Genomic DNA, 15,972 nt, shown 5'->3' with positions numbered 1-15,972 from the left:
CCGACATGACAGCGAAGATTCGGATCGGCATCGTCGGCCTGCAGCCCGGACGCAGCTGGGCGGCGCGTGCCCATCTTCCAGCCTTGCGGGCCCTTTCGGACCAGTACGAGGTCGTCGGCGTCGCCAACACCAGCCGCGCCAGCGCCGAGGCCGCCGCCAGCGCCTGCGGGATTCCGCGAGCGTTCGACAACATCGAGGCCCTGGCGGCCTCGCCGGACATCGACGCCGTCTCGGTGACGGTCCGGGTGCCCTACCACCTCGAACTGGTGAGGGCGGCGGTCGAGGCCGGCAAGCATGTCTATTGCGAATGGCCGCTCGGCAACGGTCTGGCCGAGGCGGAAGAGATGGCGGCGATGGTGCGCCGGAAGGGCGTGCTGGGCGTGGCCGGAACGCAGGCGCGCGTCGCGCCGCAGATGCGCCATTTGCGTGCGCTCGTCGAGGAAGGCTATGTGGGCCGGGTGCTGTCGTCGACGATCAGCGCGCGGGGTCGGAGCTGGGGCGCCACCCACGAAGACGCCAAGAGCCGGGGCTATCTCCTCGACAACCGGAACGGCGCGACCATGCTGACCATTCCGATGGGGCACACGCTTGCCGCGGTGCGTGACGTGCTGGGCGATTTCAGCGCGATCTCGGCGATCGTCACCAACCGGCGCAATCTGATCCAACTGCCCGAAACGGGCGAGATGGTGCCCTTCGACGCCCCGGACCAGGTCGTCGTCTGCGGCGTGATCGGCGACAGTGCGCCGATCTCGATGCATTACCGTGGCGGCATGCCGCGCGAGAAGGAAGGATTCGTCTGGGAAATTAACGGGACGGACGGCGATCTCCGCCTGTATGGCCGCCATGGCGGTTCGCAGCAGGTGCCGTTGTGGCTGGTGGGCGGACGCGGCGATGACCGGACGATGTCGCCGATCGATCTGCCGGCCGAATACCAGTCCGGCAACTGGCCCGAAGACGTCAATCCCGGTAATGTGGCGCGGCTCTATGCGCGGATGGCCCGGGATCTGCGGGAAGGAACGCGGACCGCTCCGACCTTCGAGGATGCGGTGGCCCTGCACAAGGTGATCGACGTGATTGAGACGGCGTCGGCCAGCGGCCGGCGCGAAAGCGTCGACGCTCCGAACCGGCCGCTGCCGTGATGATCGGCCGCAACGGCCGGCGGTGAAAAGTGCCTGCCTGCCGGCAGCGTGGATCCGGAAGGCCGACTTTGCGAAAATAGGACTGACCAATTGCAATGGTGAGCTGACCTGGCTGCCGTCGGGGCGGCAATCCGTCGGGATGATTATGGCCGGACTGGTAGCCGGTCAGGATCATCCCAACCTTTTTCGATCCACTCAACAAATATGCAGCACGAGAAAAAGATTCTGCCAAAAATAATTGACCTTTTGTACAATGTTGGACATAAAAGTAATTAGCAACGTGGATTATACAAAGACGCCGAAGGGGCGCGCTTTGCGCGATTGTCCTCCGGATTAATATATATTAGTTCCCATGTTCAGTGATCTTCTCCAACTGCCGTGCACGATTGTGCGGATCGTCTCCGGTGTGGACAATCCGTGAACGACTTCGATTGCCCAAAGCCGGTCGTTCCGATGGGGCCGCCGGTTGGGCCGTTAGAGTCGCGCAGGCGCAGCCCCCCTTGGAGGGGGAGAATGGAAGCTCTTCATGACAGACAGGATGGCCTGATCGCATTGCGAGCCGCTCTGCCGCAGCGGAGCGACGAAGCGATTTTAGGCCGTGGAAAACCGCATCTCCTTCAGCAACGGCAGTTCGCCTTGTCCCGGTCCGTTCCTATCGGACGCCGGGCCGGCAAGGTAAACCTGTGCCCGAGAAATCCGTATGCCCAGAATCTTCGGCTGGATTACCGGCGGGCACGCTCGCACGCCGGTGATCCAGCAGTTGTGGCGGCAATGAGAGCGGGCGCGGCATCGCGTGCCACGCCCATTCGTCCTTTGCCCGGTTGTACAGCGCTATAACTTACACAAAATGGAGGAAACTATGTTGAAGAAATCACAGGCGGTGTGCGCCATTTCTGTGCTGATGGCGAGTGGATCGGCTTATGCCCAGTCGAAATTCGACATAAAGATTACCGGCGATTATTATTTGGAAGCCGGTTACATCAACCAGGACAACGACAGCGGCCTGCGGTCGACGGAACTCCGCAACCGCATGCGCTTCAACATCATCCCCTCGGCCAAGGCCGACAACGGACTGGAGTACGGTGCGCGCATGCGGATTCGCGCGAGCAACGGCGACCGCACGATGGACGCGGACCGGTCCTTCATCTTCCTGCAAGGGTCGTTCGGCCGATTCGATCTGGGAACGCGCAACTCCTGGCACGATGACACGTTCGGCAGCTTCAGCCGACCGGTGGATTTTCATTTTCTCGGCATCTACGACGCCGCGGTGACCTGGGCGACCTCCAACAACGCGTCGGCCGGCAACACCAAGCTGGACGTGTCTACCTTCGCCTATATGCCGGCGGCGACCTCGACCACGCAGGGTGCTGCGCTCAGCGACGTCGCGACCAAGGCCATGTACATCTCGCCGAAATTCTCCGGTTTCCAGGCCGCGCTGGCCTTCACGCCGCACGCTACCAGCTCCGCGACGGACGTCAACCGGCTGACCGGCCCCACGGGCGCTGGCGCCGGCACCCTCCAGAATGTCTGGGAAGCCGGCATCAATTATTCCGGCGAGTTCAGCGGGGTCGGAGTCCGGTTCAATGCCGGCTATCTCGGCGGCAAGTACGAGAACACCGGGGCTGTCGCCTATGAGGATCTAAACGGCATCACGGCCGGCGCCCAGGTCGGCTACGCGGGCTTCGTGCTGGGCGGCGGCTATGTCGGCTACGGCAAATCGGGCTTGGCCAAGAATGCCGCCTTTAAGGACAATTACGAAGCGTGGAACGTCGGTCTGCAATACACGACCGGCGCCTTCGTACTGGGGGCCGGCTACACCTTCGGCCAGGATGCCGGCGACGTGCGCGTCGCGGGCAAGCGCGAGCAGGACTATTACACCGCCGGGGTCGCCTACCAAATGGCTCCCGGACTGCGGCTGGGGCTCGAGTACAGCTTCATCGAGGCCAAGAACAAGGACGTCACAGCCGTGGCGGCGGAACGCAAGGTGGACTCGAACGTTGTGATCGCCCGCACCGTCCTCGTCTTCTGATTTAACCTCTTTTCCTGCGTTGTCCTTCACCCTCTCGCCCCCATCCTGGCGAGAGAAACTGCGGACCGGGCGTTTGTCGTCCGGTCTTTTTTTTGTCCTGTCGGGTTTTCCCCCAATGATCGAGCCTGCCCCGCCGGGCGGGGCAGGGCGAGGGCAGAGTGCGGGATGGAGCAGGGCGACGTCGCTCGCTCACGTCGCGGTGTCGCCAAGGACGACGCTTCCGCTGGAATGGATCAGGCCCTGGAACGGATTCCCATCCGCTCCAGGGCCTGTTGCGCGGCCCGGCAAAGGGTGTGCGAGACCGGCGATGGATTAACGTGCGTTGCGCATGCCGCGATTGGACAGATGCATCGTCGTCAGCACGACCGCGCTGCTGAGCAGGGTGATCACCGTGCCGAGGGCGGCCAACTGGGGGAACGAACCGTTGCTCCACAATTCCAGAATCACAAAGCCGACAACCGGATTCCGGCTCCCGGCGAGCATCGCCGACGCCGTGATGTCACCGGAGATGAGAACGAACAGCAACGTCCATCCGGCGACGAGCCCCGGAAGCATCAGCGGCAACGTGACGCGAAGGAACACGCGTCCCTGGGAGGCGCCGGCCATCAATGCCGCCTCCGACAACTGCGGCCCCACCTGCGAAAGCGCGGTGCTGGCGCTCAGCGTCGCCTGCGGGATGTACAGCACGACATAGGCCAGCAGCAGAATCAGAATGGTACCGTGCAGGTAGAAAGGCGCACCGGAAAATGAGACGACGAACGCGATGGCGATGACGAGGTGCGACACAGCGGCCGGCAGCTTCGTCGTGCTGTCGATCGCCGCCGCCGCTAGGGATTTCCGGTTTCGGTCGATAAAGAAGGCGATGACGGCGGCAAGAGCCATGCCCACCGTCGCGCCGAGCATGCCGAGGAAAACGCTGTTGATCAGGGCGCTCTGGGAATAGGCGGTGTCGATGAAGACGTTCTTGTAGTTGGACAGGCCGAGATTCTGGAATCGGATGACTGGCGTCCAGAAAGGCTGGAAACTCACCACCACCAGCGCGAAGAAGGGCAGCACCGACGACACCGCGAGATAAAGGAGAAGGAGAATTTGTGCCGGCGTCCTGTAGATGCCGAGCTTTATCTCCGCCGTGCGAAGTCCCCGGCCGCCGATGGTGGAAAAATTCCTGCCGGCGAGTATGCGGGATTGAGCCCACCACGCGCTTCCGATCACCACCGCGACGATCAGTGCCAGCATCAGCGCGGTTCCGGTCTGCGGCGGATAGCTGGCGGTCATGAGCTTGACGATCCGCACGGCCAGCAGCTCGACGTCCGCCGGCATGCCGATGACTGCCGGCAACGAGAACAGGGACAGGCCCATGATCAGGGCCAGGATCATCCCCGCCATGACAGCCGGCTTCACCGATGGAATCGTGACTTTCGTCAGGGTTTGCCAGGCGCCCGCTCCGCTCATCCGGGCGGCCTCCTCGATCGCGGGGTCGAGATTCTTCAGATGGCTGGAAACGCTGAGGAAGACATTGGGCAGGAGATAGATCGAGAAGACGAAGACCAGCCCGCCCCAGGAATAGATGTTGATGACGGCCTGGGTGCTTTCGATCCCGAGCATCGATCCGAGGCTGAGCGCCCAGCGGTTCAGGAAGCCAGAACGGGGAGACGCCAGAAGGACCCACCCGATCGCGCCGGCGATTGGCGGAACCAGCACGGGGAGCATCGGCAGGAAGCGCGTCAGGCCCTTCATGCCGATGTCGGTGCGTTCGACAAGCCATGCGAACAGCGAACCGATGACAGTGGCGACGATCACCGACGCGCCGATGACCGCGACAGTATTGAAAAGCACACCAACGATCCGGTCGTCGACGATCTGGTGGAGCAGAGTCAGCGTCGAAGACCCGTCGGCGATGAAGACATTGAGGATGACGACGATCATCGGATAGACGATCAGGGTGCAGGTCGCCAGCGAGATCAAAAGGGCGATCGGAGAGAATAGGTTGATGTCCCGCAATCTCTTGGGAAAGCACCGCTTGGGGATCGCCGGAGGCGGAAGCGAGGAGGCAGGGGTGTGGGACATTCAGGCGACCCTCTCGATGCGATCGTCGCCCAGCACTTGGAGGTCCGTGCTTCGGATCCAGCACCAGACCTCGGTGCCGACATCGAAACTCTGCGGACGCTGGTCGCGCACGCGCAGTTGCTGCCCGCCGATATCCACCAGATATTCGTTGTGCGTTCCCATGAAGGCCACGGCGGATACCCTGCCGCGCCAACCGTTATTCGCTTCCGACGGTGTTGCGCTGATGCTCCAGCGTTCCGGGCGCGACATGACCACGATGTCCCGCTGGCTGCTTTTCACCTGCTCGCCCGGCACGGTGAGTTCGCCGAGCGCCGTCCTGACCCGGGCGACCGGCGCCGTGCTCAGCAAGGTCCCTTTAAGGAAGTTCGCCGAGCCGACGAATTCGGCCACGCGCATGCTGGCGGGATGCAGATAGATGTCCTGCGGCTTTCCGCATTGCGCGATCCGCCCGTTGCCCAGCACGACGATCCGATCGGCCAGCGCCATCGCTTCGTCTTGGTCATGCGTCACGTAGATCGCGGTGAAGCCGAGCTTCTTCTGCATCAGGCTCAATTCGAAGCGGAGATGCTCCCTCACCTTCGCATCGACGTTCGACAGTGGTTCGTCGAACAGGATTAGGTCGTCGCTGCAGACGAGGGCGCGGGCAAGGGCGATCCGCTGCTGCTGTCCGCCGCTGAGCTGTCCCGGATGTTGTTGGGCGATGTCCGAGATGTGCATCATGGTGAGCACGTTCCGGATTTTGTCGGCGGCGTCCGTCTTGTCCACGCCGCGCATCTGCAGCGGAAACTGGATGTTCTCATAGGCCGTCATGTGGGGCCAGAGCGCGTAGGATTGAAACATCATGCCGATGCGCCGCTTCTCCGGCGCGATGTTGATCCTGGCCGTGGAATCGAAGACGGTCCGCTCGCCAATGGCCACGGAGCCGGAATCCGGCGTTTCGAGACCGGCGATGCAGCGCAGCAGGCTCGTTTTCCCGCAGCCGCTCGGTCCTAGCAGAACGAGAAATTCGCCTTTCCGGATGTCGAGCGAGATGTCGTCGATCGCGCGTACCGGGGTGCCATTCCGGCGGACAAAGTGCTTTTGCACGTTGGAAAGTCGTATATACGGAGAACCGCCAGCCATGAAAATCTCCTGGTGCGCTGGAGAGCCCTGCGATCCGCAGCGACGATCGCAAAGAGGAAAAGGGAGATGCCGTGTCAGTGACCATTCATCTCCCGAGCGGAGCGATAGCAACTCTTACCTGATCTTCAGAAGATCAAGGATTTCCTTGGTGTGTTGGGGAAGCTCGGTGATCTTCGGATCGCGGTAATTCGCCGGCAGCGGTGCCGTCCCGGGAATGTTCGGGAAGGGAGAAACGCTGGTCGCGCCGCTGAAGGCCTGCTGCCCCGCTTCGGTGAAGAGAAAATTGTAGAGGCACTTGGCGGCCTTCGGGCTGTCGGCTCCCTGGGAGAGCATGGTCATGAATTCCACCCCAGTCGTCAGCGGCGGCATGACGAAATCGATCGGCGCGCCCTGAGTCTTGAGCGGAGCGAGAACCGAGGAGACGTTTGGAACAGCGACCGCATATTCACCGGCCGCCAACTTCTGCGTGCCTGGAACGATGCTTTCGAAGATCACCGGCTGCTGCGCCGCCAGCGCCTTTAGGTAATCCGGCCCCAACTCGTCGCGCAGAATGCGGTAGATTGCCATGTAGGTCGGCACGTTGCGCGGGTCGCCCAGCGTGATCTTGCCCTTGAACTCCGGACGGATGAGATCCTCCCAGCTCTTCGGCGGCTTGGGTCCGACGAGGTCCAAGTTGTAGGAGATGCCGAGGACGTTGATGTTTGTCAGCGCGGCACCGCGATCGAACCAGCGATCATCCAGCTTGGACACGGCCGGCAGCTCTGCCTTGGCGAACGTGACGAACCATCCCTTGTTGAAGCCGGTGTTGATGAAATTCGGATCGGCCAACGTGATCAGGTCGGCGTTGACGACCCCGGCGTCCCTCTCAGAGGCGTATCTTGCGGCGAGGGCGCCGCTGGCAAGCCGGAACGCGTCGATCTTGATGGCGGGATAGGCTTTGGAGAATGCCTCCACCGCCGCGGTGTTGCGTGACGGATCCTGGGCGGAATACCAGACCAGCCGCGGTTCGGAGGCCGCCTGCCTGCAGACCTCCTCAATCGGTTCCGCGAGAGCCGGGGCCGTGAAGGTTCCGAGAACGGCGGCCAGAGACGCCATCCACAAGCCCTTGCTTTTCAACCATGTAGACATGCTGTTGCGCCTCATCCTTGTCATTGGAAGAGCATCGAGGCGGGATCGGCGCTGTCGATCATCGGCAGCGCCATGCCGCTCGACTTCATGAAGGCGATCTCATGCTTCATGTCGTCAACCGTCAGCGGCCTGGTCTTCCAGGAGGCCGATTCCGAGGCGAACAGGAGATCGAGCGTCGTCGCGTCAAGGTCCGGATAAGCCCTTGCGATGGCGGCCTTCACCGCGGCCGGGCGTTCGTCGATGGCCTTGGCGAGGTCGTCGTTCACCGTGGACAGACGCTTCATCAGCTCAGGGTTCGCCTCGGCCACCTCGCGCAGCGCCTGTAAGCTGGCCGAGCTGACCGGCGAGTTCTCGGCCGCCAGCTCGCCCTTGGGGCCGCTGATCCAGACAACGCCGGAGCCTTTGACGACCGGGGGAGCCCAAGACGGGGCTCCGGCGATGTAGCCCTGGATCGCTCCGCTTTCGAGCGCGCCGGCCATGGTCGGTGGAGACATGAAGGTCAAGCGCGGAGCCGCGCCCACGGCAGTCGTGGCCCCCTTAATGGCGACCGTGTAGACCGAGGTGGCGGTCGTCGAGGCGATCACCAGCCCGTTCAGCGCCTTCAGGCGCTCGGCCACTGGCGCGTTCGGCGAAACGCCGAGCTTGTCCGCCGCCGCCTTAGAAAGGACCAGCGACCCGCTGAGGCCGCTGTAGGTATTGGCGATCACCACCACCTTCTGGCCCCGCCCCTGGGCGGCGATAATCTCGCCGGACCCGGACAGCGCGATCTCCACCGATCGCGAGAGGAGCGCCGTCATGGAGGCGTTGGAACTCTCCATGGTGATGATCTTGGCGTTGAGGCCGTGCTTTTCGTAAAGGCCCATTTCCTTGGCGATGCGCACAGGAGCCGTGCCGAAGCCCACCGAGCCGAGGGCGATCGAGACTTCCTTCATTGCCTGGCCATGGGCCGTGCCGGCCGTTGCGAGGATGATCGTGCCGAAAAGGCCGCCCTTAAGTCTGTTCAGACCGTTCATTCTTTCCTCCCATTGCCTTGGCATCCGGCTTTCAACCGGAGCCTGCGCGCTCAGGTCTGTGTTTCCGGTTGGATCGAGCCCTTCGCGCTCTGCCAGCCGAGTGCACGGCTCTCCACGAATTTCAGGATGCCCAGCAGGATGATGCTGATCACCATCAGGATGATCAGGCCGGCGAAGACGGCGGCGGTGTTGAAGAAGGAGGTCGCTTCCTTGATGCGGAAGCCGACGCCGGCCTCCGCCGCGACGAACTCGCCGACGATGGCTCCGATCAAGGCATAGGGAAGGCCGATGCGGATGCCCGTGAAGACCCAGACAGCCGAATAGGGAAGGGCGATCTTGGTCCAGATGTCCCACGGTTGGGCGCCGAGCAGGCGGGCGTTCTCCACCAGGTCGCGATCAACTTGGCGCGTCCCCTGATACGTCGTGAAGAAGACCATGAAGAAGACGAGCATGCCCGAAAACATCACCTTGTTGGTGATGCCGATCCCGAACCAGAGCACGAAGAGGGGGGCGAGCGCGATCTTCGGCAACGTGTAGAACGACAAGATGAAGGGCTCGAAGAGATTGCCGAGAAGGCGGTTCCAGCCCAGAATGAAGCCGATGAGACCGCCGACGGCGCTACCGATCAGGAAGCCCAGCCCGGCTTCCGTCAGAGTCAGCTGCAGATCGGAAGTGAGCAGTCCCGAGGCCGCCCAGCGCCAGAGTTCGACCATGACGTTGCTCGGACTGCTCGTCCAGAAATCGGTCCGGAAAAGACGGGCCACCGTTTCCCAGGCGAGGAGGGCGAACAGCGCGATGCCCATCTGGATGGCGGCGACGCTCTCGGGGACCAGCGACGGAAGCCGGCCGGTTCGGCTTTTGCCGCCCTGTTTTGCGAACATCGACATTCCGGTCTCCTCAATGAACGTCCAGGGCGGTCCAAAGCCGCTTGAAATAGGCGCTGAAGGCCGGATCGGATTGGACGTCGATCACGTCGCGCGGCCGGGCCAAGTCGATGTCGACTACCAGCTTCGGCCGGCCCGGCCGCTTCGACATGACGACGACGCGGTCGGCCAGGGTGATCGCCTCGTGCAGGTCATGGGTGACGAACACGAAGGTCGCGCCGGTTTCCTGCCAGAGCTTCAGGAGTTCGCCGTGCATGCGCGTGCGCAGTTGCGCGTCGAGGCTGCCGAACGGCTCGTCCATCAAATAGAGGTCGGGACTGTAGGCGAGCGTGCGCGCGATCATCACTCGCTGGAGCATGCCGCCGGAAAGCTGCTTCGGATAAGCCTGCTCGAAGCCCTTGAGGCCGACCTTCTCCAGCGCGGCCGCGACGCGCGCGGCCGTTTCGGCCTTCGGGTGTTTGCGGAATTCCAGCGGGAGGCGGACATTCGCCTCGACGGTGCGCCAGGGCAGGCAGAAGTTCTTCTGGGTGATGTAGCCCACATTGTGATTGATGCGGTCGACCAGCTCGCCCTTGTAGCGCACGGTTCCCTCGGACGGTTTCAGCGTGCCGGCGACCATGTTGAGAAGAGTGGATTTGCCGCAACCGCTCGGCCCGACGATCGCCAGGAACTCCCCGCGCTTCACCGTCAGCGACGTCGGTCCCATGGCGTGCAGGCCGCCGAACCGTGCCACGACGCCCTGGAAGTCGATGACGGTTTCCCGATCGTCATGGGCCGGCAGCGGTGGCATAGTCAAAGCGGTCATTCCCATTCTTTCCCCCTCCCATCTCAAAAAGCGCTTTTGGCTTGGAACGTTTGGACAGCGGCGGCTTCCGCTCGGTCGGATGGTTCAGAAACCGGCGATGGCGTCTTTGATTCACTTAGTGACGCCGACGGCGACCGGTTGCCCGTTCCTGATCTGACCGATGTAGTTGACGGTCATGATCTGGGCGTCGGTCCCCATCGTGCTCTTGCCGCCGAAACTCAAGTCCTGGCCTTGCAGGGACTTCATTGGCAGCGCCTTCGCGAAGGCGCCAGCCACCTTCTCGGCGTTGTCCGGATCGCCGGACAGGGAAATGGCCTTCAGCAGGACCTTGACGGAGTCGTAGCAGGGAACGATGAATTCGTTCGGAGGCTGGCCGATCTTCTTCTGGAAGCGCTCCGAGAGCTCCTGGTAGGCCTTGTTGGCGGGGTCGGCATAGAGGATGTTGACCATGCCTTCCGCGGCCGCCGCGCCGGCGGCGGCGACGATCTCGCGGGGGCCGGGGCCACCCAAGGCGCTGAAGGCGTTCTTGTAGCCGAGTTCGCGCGCCTGCCGCACGATCAGGCCGGCCAAAGCCGGGCTGGAAGAGCCGAGCTCGATAAAGTCGGGCTGCATCGCGATGACGCGTGTCAGCAGCGGCTGGAAGTCCTTCTGCGTGCGGTCGTAAAGTTCGCGGGTGATGACCTCGTAGCCTTCCTTGGCAAACCCGCGGGCGCTGACATCGGTGATGTCCCAGCCCGTCTCGTCGTTCGGATTGACAATGGCGACGCGCTTGCCGGGCAGGTTTCCCTTCATCCAGCGAATGGCGCCCTCCATATACTCGGTCGGTGTGCTGTACATCCGGATGATGTGTTTGATATCGGCGTTGATGACCTTTCGGCTGTAGGATCCGGTCAGGACGAGAACATTGTCCCGCTCGACATCCTGCGTCATCGCCAGCATGGCTGCGGAACTCATGGTCATGAAGAACTTGGCGCCGTCCTCGTTGACCAACCGGTTGTAGGCGGCCAGGGACTCCGACGCTTTGTACTGGTCGTCGTAAACGATCACCTCGACCTTGCGCTTGGCTCCGTTGACGTCGAGCCCGCCCGCCGCATTGGCCTCCTCGGCGGCGAAGCGTGCCGCTTCGGCCGCGGCGATGCCCCAGGCGGCACCCGGTCCGGTCATCATGCCGATCACACCGATCTTGATGGCCTGGGCTGTGGCGTATCCGGGAAACGCAAAGGAAAGCACGATGGCCCCGGCCATCCATGAACGCGCTGGCATCGGCGTTTTCCCTCCCTGCATATTATTGTATAATGGTCGTACCATAAAAAAGGAGGATTTTCAAATTCATAGTTTCCGGCAATGCCCAAACGGGGAGGTCGGTCCGGATCGGTTGCGTCTCGATTTTAAAGATTGCGCGTATGCCTCATTGTTTCGCCCCCAAACTGCATGTCCGAAGAGCGCTTGTCAGGGAGCCGGCGCGAGAGCGGCCGGGGCGTCGTCGGCCGCGCCGCCGATCGCTCCACCGGCTTTTCGTGGCTACAGTTTTGGATCGATCAGTGTCGCGATGTTTTCCATGGAACGGATATTCCGCAGCGCCAGCAGACAATCGTCGGCCGCCGTCTCACCGTAGACCGGCGTGACGAGTTTGCGGAACTTCCGGTCGATCATGGCGTCCGACAGGGGCTTCTGAACTGAGCCGAGCGGAACAGAACAGGACAACGACAGCACGCTTCCGTCGCCGAAGGTCGCCTCGCACAGGCATTGCTGGTCCGTCAGGTCATCCCGCCCCGTTACGGTGATTAGGGCCTGCGTCTGTGCGACATCAGCAGGAATCACGAACGCGTCGGCGATCGGTTCAAACGCGCTGTCGGGGTCGCAGATCACCCGTGCGCAGAGATAGCTCAGGGAAACCATGGCCTCGAAGCCGTTGGCCGGCGTGCTGTTTCCTCCCAGCCGGTGTGCGACGGGCGAGACGAACACATCCAACCGTTCGAGGCGCCGGCCCTGCCGCAGGGCTTGAGCATGGAGATCCAGGCAGCACTCCATGGCCGCGTGCGAGATGAAGCCGGTGGGATAGGCTTTGAAGGCGGTCGTCTCGCAGACGAAGGTCCGACCGAGGCCGCCCAGCGCCGCCTCCCTGTCGGGCGTGGATGCGACAAGGCCGATAAGGCCGTTCCGGCCCGACAGGGAGGCGATGTCGCAGGTGAATCCGGCCTGGGTGAGTTTCGCCGCGACGTACCCCGACTCCGCGGCGAGCGCCGGGACGTAGGAGGCCGCCATTGCGCCGTGGGTGCCGCGCGTGCCGCTGGCGCGCGCCGCCGCCAAGCCGAACGCATTGCAGACCTGGGCTTCATCGAACCCCAGCAGATGGCCGACGGCCGCAGCAGCGCCGATGCCTCCGGCTAGTCCCGTCGGATACCAGCCGAACGGTACCTGGGCCTTGGGGCCGAACATGGCCAAGGCAACCCTGCATTCGATTTCCATGCCGAGACAAAGAGCATTGATGGCGTCGGCTCCCGACACCGGCCGACTGCGCGACAGGCCGAAAATCGCCGCGGCGACCGGGCCGGCGGGGTGCAGCGTGGTCTCGAAATGAATGTCGTCGTAGGCCAGACAGGCGGAACTCAGGCAGTCGATGAGGACGCTGGCCGAGGCGCTCAGTGTTTCGGTGCGTCCAATCGGCGGAAGGAAGGTGCCCGATCCGTCGTCTTGGCAGGATCGGACGGCCCGATCTACGGTGCTCGATCGGGTTCCCCCGACGGTGCACCCATACCAGTTCACAAACGTGGCCACGTGATAATCCAGATTCTGCGTTCCGCTGAACCCGGTGGCAAATCTGGCGAGGACCGAACCGATATCGTCCATGTGCATCCTCGGAGCTCCCACAGTCTTGGCGGATACGGTCTATGGCCGGCGGCGGCGGGCACAGGCACGGTTTCGCCGCAGATCACTGAATCTTCAGAAGCTCAAGAATATCCTTGGCGTGCTTGGGCAGTTCGGTGATCTTCGGATCTTTGTATTGCGCCGGCATGGCGGTCGCCCCGGCGAGATGCGGGAACGGGGACACCGCGATCGTGCCCGTGTAGGCCTTTTGACCGGTGTCGGTGAAAAGGAAATTGTAGAAACACTTCGCGGCCTTGGGACTGTCGGCTCCCTCGGAGATCATGGTAATGTATTCATTCCCCGTCGTCAGGGGCGGCACCACGAATTCGACCGGGGCACCCTGCGCCTTCAGCGGATTGACCACGGACAGGGAGTTCGGGAAGGCGATGGCGTATTCCCCGGCCGCCATCTTCTGCGTGCCCGGCACGCCACTCTCGAAAAGAACCGGCTGCTGCGCCGCCAGCGCCTTCAGGTAATCCGGGCCCAACTCGTCCCTGAGAATGCGGTACAGCGCCAGGTAGGACGGAACGTTGCGCGGATCGCCGAGCGTGATCTTCCCTTTGAATTCCGGGCGAAGCAGGTCTTCCCAGGTCTTCGGCGGATGACTCCCGACAAGATCGACGTTGTAGGAGATGCCGAGGATGCTGTTGCCGGTTACCGCAGCACCGCGATGGAACCATTTGTCGTCCAGCTTCGCCAAGGCGGGGAGGTCCGGCTTTTCGAATTTGACGAACCACCCCTTGTCGAAGCCGGTGTTGATGAAGTTCGGATCGCCGACGCTGATCAGATCCGCGTTGATGACCCCCGCCGTCCTTTCGGAGGCATACCGCGCAGCCAGGGCGCCGGTCGTCAGCCGGAACATTTCAATCTTGATCCCGGGATAAGCCTTCGAAAAGGCGTCCACCGTGGCCGTGTTCCGTGACGGATCCTGGGAGGAGTACCAGACCAGCGGTGGTTCGGACGCTCCTTGCTTGCAGCTCTCCTCTATCGATTCCGAAAGAGCCGGCACACTGAAGGAGCTGAGTGCGGCGATCAACGGCAGTATTCGTAGGCACCTGTGGTTCACGCTTAGTTCCTCCCGATAAAATTTGTTCAAGACGTTCGCGATCACGTGGATCGACGGCGTCTCGGATGCGGAGGCTGTGTCCGCGCCTTTTGGTCAGACCTTAATCAGAGGTCGATCCGATGTCAATGGTCGGGCTGGCGATTGTCTTCGAGGCGGACGATGCCGTCAGCGCCCTTTGGGCGGTCGGGGAGGGCGCCCATCCAGACGATCGTCTTGGAAACCGATCCATGTCGAATTGACAACGGTCGGTCGGTTTGGGTAGAAATGGTATGACCAAAATGTCTGGCGCCCGTGTCGATGTTTCCCTCACCTAGATGACGGTTTGCTTGAAGTTGTCGGAATGGCCCAGGACCACAGGGATGGGTGTCCTGACCATGAGTGCCCGATCGGGATGTCCGATAACTGCGCCACCCTCAAAAATTCAATCCGAAGGAGAGATTCAGATGAAACTCATGGACAAGCGGAAACTCGGCAGCGGGGGACTTGAAGTTTCCGCCATCGGGCTCGGTTGCATGGGAATGAGCTTTGCCTATGGTGCGGCCCCTGAAAAATCGGAGATGATTTCGCTCTTGCGCCAAGCGGTCGAACGCGGCGTGACGTTCTTCGACACGGCGGAGGTCTATGGCCCATTCGCGAACGAAGAGCTTGTGGGCGAGGCCCTGGAGCCTTTTCGTGGCGCGGTGGCGATCGCGACGAAGTTCGGATTCAAGCTCAAGCCCGACGGCTCGCGGGGGTGGGATGGATTGGACAGCCGGCCCGAGCATATCAAGGCCGTCGCCGAAGGGTGCCTGAAGCGACTCCGCGTCGAGGCGATCGACCTGTTCTACCAGCACCGGACCGATCCCGATGTGCCGATCGAAGACGTGGCTGGAGCCGTGGGCGACCTGATCCGTGAAGGGAAGGTCAAGCATTTCGGCTTGTCGGAAGCGGGGGCCGACACGATCCGCCGCGCGCACGCCGTTCAGTCGGTCACGGCCCTGCAAAGCGAATACTCGCTGTGGTGGCGCTATCCGGAAGAGGATATATTGCCCGTCCTTGAGGAACTGGGAATCGGCTTCGTGCCCTATAGCCCATTGGGGAAAGGCTTTCTGACCGGCAGCATCGACGTGAACACGGCATTCGACAGCTCCGACAATCGCGGCACTCTGCCTCGATTCCAGCCCGAGGCTCGAAAGGCGAATCTCGCGCTGGTCGATCTTTTGACGACCATCGCCGAGACTAAGGGCGCGACGGTCGCGCAAGTCGCCCTGGCATGGCTGATGGCCCAGAAGCCTTGGATCGTGCCGATCCCCGGGACGCGTAAGCTGAGCCGTCTGGAGGAGAACATTGGAGCGGCCGACGTGGTGCTTTCGGCGGAGGACCTCAAGACCATCGAAGCGGGAGTTGCCGGAATCGATGTGCAGGGTGAGCGCTACCCCGAGCACATGAAGCAGTATCTGGAACGCAAATAGCTTTGATCCATGCCCCCGCGGTTTCAGCAGGGGAATGGAATTTCCCAGCTACGGCGGGTTTGATCGAAGCGGGCGGGTGTGATAGCCGGTGCTGGGGCTGACCCCGGCACCAGCGTCACGGGACATTTGCCCCGAATATTCATTAGCACGACTTTTAAGTTTTATCAGAACGAGTCATCCAATCAAAAACTGGTAAGAAAATCAGGGTGATCGTCTTGTTCGCGTGGCAAGAGGAACCGGTCCCTTGATCTCTTTGAGATGATTGACGGGTGCGCCATTGATTAGCCGCCCTTATGAAGCCATGCCGACAATAGCAGCTAATGGCAGGCTGGCACGAGCGCTACACTGCTTTGCAACACAGCCGACAGAGCGGACTGGCAGGGCGGGATGGAAACGGACG

The 15,972-nt window shown here is 62.3% G+C and carries 12 protein-coding genes; 3 read left to right on the top strand and 9 right to left on the bottom strand.

The features are described 5' to 3' along the window. The first annotated feature begins 5 nt into the window (after positions 1-5). Positions 6-1,139, top strand: a complete 1,134-nt coding sequence (locus B9N97_RS31325; RefSeq protein WP_085091696.1) for a Gfo/Idh/MocA family protein — start codon at positions 6-8, stop codon at positions 1,137-1,139. An 859-nt stretch (positions 1,140-1,998) separates the two neighbouring features. After that, positions 1,999-3,168: a porin gene (locus B9N97_RS31320; RefSeq protein ID WP_167393444.1), complete on the top strand. Its 1,170-nt coding sequence runs from the start codon at positions 1,999-2,001 to the stop codon at positions 3,166-3,168. A 312-nt stretch (positions 3,169-3,480) separates the two neighbouring features. On the opposite strand, the gene B9N97_RS31315 is transcribed toward B9N97_RS31320, so the two are convergent. The 9 genes from B9N97_RS31315 to B9N97_RS31275 form a co-directional block, all read right to left on the bottom strand. Continuing rightward, on the bottom strand, positions 3,481-5,235 hold the full coding sequence (locus tag B9N97_RS31315) for an ABC transporter permease (RefSeq protein WP_085091694.1): 1,755 nt from the start codon (positions 5,233-5,235) through the stop codon (positions 3,481-3,483). Next, positions 5,236-6,357, bottom strand: coding sequence for an ABC transporter ATP-binding protein (locus B9N97_RS31310; RefSeq protein WP_085091693.1), 1,122 nt, complete (start codon positions 6,355-6,357; stop codon positions 5,236-5,238). It lies immediately after the preceding gene. Between the two features lie 114 nt (positions 6,358-6,471). After that, positions 6,472-7,452 carry an extracellular solute-binding protein gene (locus B9N97_RS31305; protein WP_167393443.1) on the bottom strand — a complete coding sequence of 327 codons (981 nt, stop codon included), beginning with the start codon at positions 7,450-7,452 and terminating at the stop codon, positions 6,472-6,474. 53 nt (positions 7,453-7,505) lie between these two features. Continuing rightward, the gene (locus tag B9N97_RS31300; protein ID WP_167393442.1) at positions 7,506-8,498 is read right to left on the bottom strand and encodes an ABC transporter substrate-binding protein; all 993 of its coding nucleotides are present in this window, start codon (positions 8,496-8,498) and stop codon (positions 7,506-7,508) included. Between the two features lie 50 nt (positions 8,499-8,548). Then, complete coding sequence (locus B9N97_RS31295; protein WP_167393441.1) at positions 8,549-9,301, bottom strand: ABC transporter permease; 753 nt, start codon at positions 9,299-9,301, stop codon at positions 8,549-8,551. 94 nt (positions 9,302-9,395) lie between these two features. Next, entirely contained in the window at positions 9,396-10,187 is a 792-nt protein-coding gene (locus tag B9N97_RS31290; protein ID WP_244561027.1) for an ABC transporter ATP-binding protein, read from the bottom strand. A 111-nt stretch (positions 10,188-10,298) separates the two neighbouring features. Next, positions 10,299-11,450 carry an ABC transporter substrate-binding protein gene (locus B9N97_RS31285; protein ID WP_167393440.1) on the bottom strand — a complete coding sequence of 384 codons (1,152 nt, stop codon included), beginning with the start codon at positions 11,448-11,450 and terminating at the stop codon, positions 10,299-10,301. Positions 11,451-11,708: 258 nt separating this feature from the next. Beyond that, positions 11,709-13,043, bottom strand: coding sequence for an MmgE/PrpD family protein (locus B9N97_RS31280; protein ID WP_085091688.1), 1,335 nt, complete (start codon positions 13,041-13,043; stop codon positions 11,709-11,711). A 76-nt stretch (positions 13,044-13,119) separates the two neighbouring features. Then, positions 13,120-14,091: an extracellular solute-binding protein gene (locus B9N97_RS31275; protein WP_167393439.1), complete on the bottom strand. Its 972-nt coding sequence runs from the start codon at positions 14,089-14,091 to the stop codon at positions 13,120-13,122. Between the two features lie 473 nt (positions 14,092-14,564). Here B9N97_RS31275 and B9N97_RS31270 point away from each other — a divergent pair, with 473 nt between their 5' ends. Then, positions 14,565-15,572 carry an aldo/keto reductase gene (locus tag B9N97_RS31270; RefSeq protein WP_432264221.1) on the top strand — a complete coding sequence of 336 codons (1,008 nt, stop codon included), beginning with the start codon at positions 14,565-14,567 and terminating at the stop codon, positions 15,570-15,572. The last annotated feature ends 400 nt before the right edge of the window (positions 15,573-15,972 follow it).

This window comes from Azospirillum oryzae (assembly GCF_900177515.1).
Lineage (GTDB): Bacteria > Pseudomonadota > Alphaproteobacteria > Azospirillales > Azospirillaceae > Azospirillum > Azospirillum oryzae_A.
This window is presented reverse-complemented; position numbering and strand designations above follow the sequence as displayed.